This is a genomic window from Siphonobacter sp., from assembly GCF_048595215.1.
Taxonomy (GTDB): Bacteria; Bacteroidota; Bacteroidia; order Cytophagales; family Spirosomataceae; genus Siphonobacter.
In genome coordinates this window covers 1-5,199 of the sequence record NZ_JBMDWJ010000331.1, presented here as the reverse complement: position 1 = coordinate 5,199, position 5,199 = coordinate 1, and the positions used below count along the sequence as shown (strand labels likewise).

Below are 5,199 nucleotides of genomic sequence, written 5' to 3'. Positions count from 1 at the left end.
AAGTGGGTTTATTACTAGGTAGAAACGTACCCTTGGGGGTTTGCAAAAGTAATTGTCCGGTCTGTCCCTGTACACCCGTTAGAAAAACGTCAACGAGTCCGTCTCCATTCACATCGCCCTGAGCTAGTTTAGGACCTTCTTTTGATAAGGTACGAGGTAGATACGGCTGGCTCAGCAGATCATCAAAGGAGTCTTCCTGATGGCGGATTTCCTTCGGAAAGAGCTCCCCAGTAACGTCCGTTAACACTCGGTTCGTTTTCAGTACGGTTGAGCCTACTCTATCCCGAGCTTCGCTGGCATCAATAACCAACGTCTGATTCGCCGTTACGGCCCGTAGCACCTGCATTCTAAAACCTGGCCAATAGACTACGATGGAATCGGCCTGTTGGGCCGAGCCTAATCCCACTTGTAAAATGGGCTCCTGACTCGACTGGTACCCTTGATTGGGCTGTAAAATGATTTTTTGCTGTAACTCACCCGTAAATACCCGGATTTCAGCACCGTACCCAAACGGATTGCCCGCAGGACCTTTAAACTTGATTTTCAGCGACTGTATTTTTTGTGCTTCGTCGAAATCGTTGCGGTACAGACTAGCGGGTTTGCCCATCTGATTAATAATCAAATCCAGATCACCGTCGTTATCTAAATCGGCATAAGCGGCTCCGTTTGAAAAACTGGGCTCACCCAAACCCAGCCGAATGGCCTGATTTTCAAAGGCAAAATCTTTTTGATTCAGGAAAGCGAAACTCGACTGCGTTACAGAAGGCATCATCCGAAGCAGTGTTTTCAGGGAAAGCCGACTGCCTGCTTTAGAAAGTTTTTCGAGAAAATCTAGATTACGCGTATCCCGCATCAGGCCATTCGGTACGAAGAGATCTTTCCAGCCATCGGTATCCAAATCCAGAATCAACCCACTATGACTGACATCAGTAGCCGCAACGCCCGAAAGCCAAGCCCGTTCGGAAAATTGCCCTTCATTCCGTTGCAGCGTATTGTGACCTACCGTCGGCAAAACCTGCTGATTATTGCCAAATCGTGCCTGCGTACGACGACGGATGGCGTCATCTGAAAGTACGGAAGCCGTAAAAAGATCGGTATAGGCATCGTTATCCAAATCGGCGGCGGCTAGTCCCAAACTTCGCTCGGGCGTGTGAGCAAAGGGATAGTTTTCCGCAAATGCTCCTTTCTGCTGATTGGTATAGATTACGTCGTTTTCAGGAAAGTCCCGCGAAAGAGCGACATCCGGCCACTGATCTCCGTTAAAATCGGCGACGGCGATACCTGTACTGAAGCGTGCGGAGCGAAACCCTGCTTTCTCGGAAACGTCTATGAAAACGCCTTTTTCATTCTGATACAGTCGATCCGGCCCATTAGGCCACTTCTGCGTAGAATCCGGACTCGCCTGAAAATTATTCGCGACCAAACAATCGAGATCGCCATCAAGATCATAATCGAAGAAAACGGCTTGTACGGCCTGTCGTTCGTTCTGCAAACCTAGCTGCTGAGCCTGTTCCGTGAAAATGGGAACGCCCTCCTCATTCAATGTTCCGGAATGAATGAACAATTCGTTTCGGGCATTTGCCCCAAAATGACAGATGTACAAATCGAGCCAGCCATCGGCGTTCACATCCGCCAGCGATACGCCCGCACTCCACTGACCATTACCAGTAAGACCTGCTGCTTCAGTTACATCTTCAAACCGCCAGCCGCCCCGGTTAAGGTACAGGCGATTTTCACCGTTGCTGGAAGTAAAGAAAAGATCGGGCAAGCCATCATTGTTCAAATCTCCGGCTCCTACGCCACCCGCTCCCAACAGGCGTTCGGCCAGACGCAGGAAGTTTTCCTGACGGGCCGAATCAGCGGGAAAATCCAGATACAAGCTATCCAGCCGGGGAAGTTGATTCTTGAAATCAAGTCCCGTAGCTACCGTGGACAGATGAACGAATACGGGATTTTCGGGAGCAACGTACGCCGGCTTCCGTTCCGAGCGTTGACAGCCCATGAGGAACATCAGCAAACATCCGAAAATCCAGTACTTCATGCGTAATCGGGGGAGAAAGGTTAGAAACGGCAATTTACCATTCGCCGCTCAATAAGACATAAAAAATCAAAGGTCATCCCTTAGAAATGCCGGAAACCGCTACCGGTTCCCGTACCTTCGTAGATGAACCTCTTGTTTCGTATTCATTTCCACAGCGTATGAACATTTTACTCGCCCCTGATAAGTTTCGCGGTTCTCTAACAGCCACTGAAGCCTGTCAGGCGATGACGGAAGGCATTCGGGAAGCGTATCCTGAAGCCCAGATTATAGCTCTTCCGCTGTCGGATGGCGGGGAAGGCTTTCTGGAAACCCTAGTCGAAGCTACGCAGGGAACGTACCATGAAGTAAGCTGCCATGACCCGCTCATGCGACTGATTACAGCCCGCTGGGGGAAATCGGGTGATGGAACGACGGCTTTCATTGAAATGGCTACGGCTTCCGGACTAGCCTTACTACAACCTGAGGAGTATCAGGCTAGCCAGACCACCACTTACGGTACTGGTGAGCTAATGCGGGCCGCCATGGCTTCGGGTATTAAAAAGTTGGTACTGGGCATTGGCGGCTCGGCTACCACCGATGGCGGCATCGGCATGGCTCAGGCCCTGGGCTGGAACTTTCGCGATTCCGAGGGTCGGACACTGCCGCCCGTGGGAGCTTCCTTATCCGGTATCCATAGCATTCACCCACCTGAACAGCCTGCGTATGTAGGCGTGGAAATTGTTGTAGCTTCAGACGTTACAGCTCCACTTTTCGGTCCCGAAGGAGCGGCCTTTGTCTATAGCCCCCAAAAGGGAGCTAGTCCCCAGGAAGTTGAAAATCTGGATGCGGGATTGCGGCAACTCGCCGGGGTAGTTTCCTGTATCAGCGTTGGCATAAGTTCTTTAGAAAACAAGCCGGGAGCGGGTGCTGCAGGTGGTCTGGGCTTTGGGTTGATGGCTTTTTGTGGAGCCCACTTACGTCCCGGTGCGGAGCTCGTGATGGAACTTGTGGGCCTGGATTTACTGTTACAAAAGGCTGAGCTAATCCTTACCGGCGAGGGCAAACTGGATACCCAAAGCCTGCAGGGCAAACTCATCGGGCGGCTTTGCGAGAAGGCTAAACCCCAGAAAATTCCCGTACTCGCTTTGTGTGGAACGCTGGCCGCCCCACCCACGGAATTACGGAAACTGGGCCTGAGTTATGCAACGTCCATCCTAACCGGACCCGTTGATTTACCCACGGCTTTGCGTACGGCGTATGAACGATTGCGGGAAGCGAGTTTCTGGGCCATTCACTGGTATGTGACTCAAAAAAAATGAAGCGTTATGGCATTTGATTATAAACAGGAATTAACGAGAATCCCGCACCAGCCGGGTGTGTATCGCTATTTCGATGAGGAAGGGACCGTGATCTACGTGGGCAAAGCCAAAGATTTGCGGAACCGGGTAAGCAGTTATTTCCAGAATTCCCGTGATCACGACCGGAAAACCAAACGGCTGGTTTCGTACATCCGCAAGATTGAGTTTACGATTGTTCCCACGGAATTTGACGCCCTGCTGCTCGAAAACTCCCTGATTAAGCAGTATCAGCCCCGCTTCAATATTCTGTTGCGGGACGATAAAATGTACCCCTTCATCTGCATTACCAACGAACGTTTTCCTCGCGTCATTACCATGCGGCGGGTGGATCGTAAGCTGGGTACGTTCTTCGGACCGTACGCTAACGTGAAGGCCATGCATAGTCTGCTGGAAATGTTTGGGCAGTTATACCCTCTTCGTACGTGTAGCTACGCCCTTACGCAGCCCAATATTGATAATCGGAAGTTTAAAGTTTGTCTGGAGTATCACATTGGCCGTTGTAAAGGTCCCTGTGAAGGGCTGGAAACGGAAGAAGCTTACAATCGCAAAATTGAGCAGATCAAGCAGATACTGAAGGGTAATCTACAGATTCCCCGGCAGTTTCTTCAGGAACAGATGAGCGATGCCGCCCAGCGGCTGGACTTTGAAGAGGCTCAGGAGTGGAAAGAAAAACTGGAGTTGTTTGAGAACTTCCAGAGTCGGAGTACGGTCGTAAACCCCAATATTGGTAATGTGGACGTTTGTACCATCGTTTCGGATGAGACAACAGCTTTCCTGAACTTTATGCGGGTAGTCAACGGCTTCATCAGTCAGACGCATACGTTCGAAGTTAAAAAGAAACTCGACGAAACCGACGAGGATATCATGACTATGTGGGCCTGGGAATTACGGACGCAGTACGGTTCGGAAGCGAAGGAAATCATTACTAATCTGCCTTTATCGCTTGAATTAAAAGGATTGACCAACACCGTACCTCAGATTGGCGATAAGCGAAAACTCATGGAGGTCTCGCTGAAGAATGTACTGTTCTTCCGCAAAGAAAAGTCCGATCGGAAAGTAGCCGAAGATACGGCAGGCAATCCCAAGATGCGGATATTGATGACGCTAAAGAATGACTTGCAACTTAAAACCATACCCCGGCACATCGAATGTTTCGATAACTCCAACATTCAGGGTACCAATCCGGTATCGGCTATGGTGTGTTTTATGGATGGACTACCTTCCAAGAAAGATTACCGCCACTTCATTCCCAAAACCGTAGAAGGGCCCAATGACTTTGCTACCATGAAAGAAGTAGTAGGTCGTCGATATACTCGTCTACTCGAAGAAGACTTATCCTTACCAGACCTGATCATTGTCGATGGTGGGAAAGGACAACTTTCGGCTGCTTGTGAGGCTTTGAAAGAACTTAAGCTTTAGGGGAAGGTACCCATTGTAGGCATTGCCAAACGACTGGAAGAAATTTATTTCCCCGAAGACCCAATCCCGCTTTATATCGACAAGCGTTCCGAAAGTCTCAAGCTCATCCAGCGACTCCGGGATGAGGCTCACCGCTTTGGTATCACCCATCACCGCGATCGCCGTAGTAAGGCCTTTTTAGTTAGTGAATTAGAAGAAATCGAGGGAATTGGTAAGATAACGGCCGCCAAACTGCTCAAGTATTTTAAAACGATGAAAGCCGTACGGGAAGCTTCGTTTGAAGAGATTGAAAAAGTGATGGGAAAAGACAAGGCTCAGAAAATCAGAAGCTACTTTGAAACGGCAAAAGCATAGGATACTCAAATACTGAGGGCTGTCCAAGCGAAGTTCTTCCAGTGGAGA

The 5,199-nt window shown here is 49.7% G+C and carries 3 protein-coding genes and 1 pseudogene; 3 read left to right on the top strand and 1 reads right to left on the bottom strand.

All coding sequences use genetic code 11. The features are described from left to right. Nucleotides 1-2,041 (bottom strand): CRTAC1 family protein (locus tag ACOJTG_RS20670; RefSeq protein WP_420155548.1); only part of this gene is annotated, 2,041 nt, incomplete at its 3' end. Between the two features lie 158 nt (nucleotides 2,042-2,199). Here ACOJTG_RS20670 and ACOJTG_RS20665 point away from each other — a divergent pair. From ACOJTG_RS20665 to ACOJTG_RS20655, 3 genes and pseudogenes are all read left to right on the top strand, one after another. Beyond that, nucleotides 2,200-3,339: a glycerate kinase gene (locus ACOJTG_RS20665; protein ID WP_420155547.1), complete on the top strand. Its 1,140-nt coding sequence runs from the start codon at nucleotides 2,200-2,202 to the stop codon at nucleotides 3,337-3,339. Nucleotides 3,340-3,345: 6 nt separating this feature from the next. Further along, nucleotides 3,346-4,929: pseudogene (gene uvrC, locus ACOJTG_RS20660) on the top strand (excinuclease ABC subunit UvrC); the annotation flags it as partial. Further along, complete coding sequence (locus tag ACOJTG_RS20655) at nucleotides 4,903-5,151, top strand: helix-hairpin-helix domain-containing protein (RefSeq protein ID WP_420155549.1); 249 nt, start codon at nucleotides 4,903-4,905, stop codon at nucleotides 5,149-5,151. The pseudogene uvrC and the gene ACOJTG_RS20655, both read left to right, overlap by 27 nt. The last annotated feature ends 48 nt before the right edge of the window (nucleotides 5,152-5,199 follow it).

Excerpts from the sequence above, each read along its gene's own strand:
- ACOJTG_RS20665 (WP_420155547.1), top strand. The coding sequence starts at position 2,200 with ATGAACATTTTACTCGCCCCTGATAAGTTTCGCGGTTCTCTAACAGCC.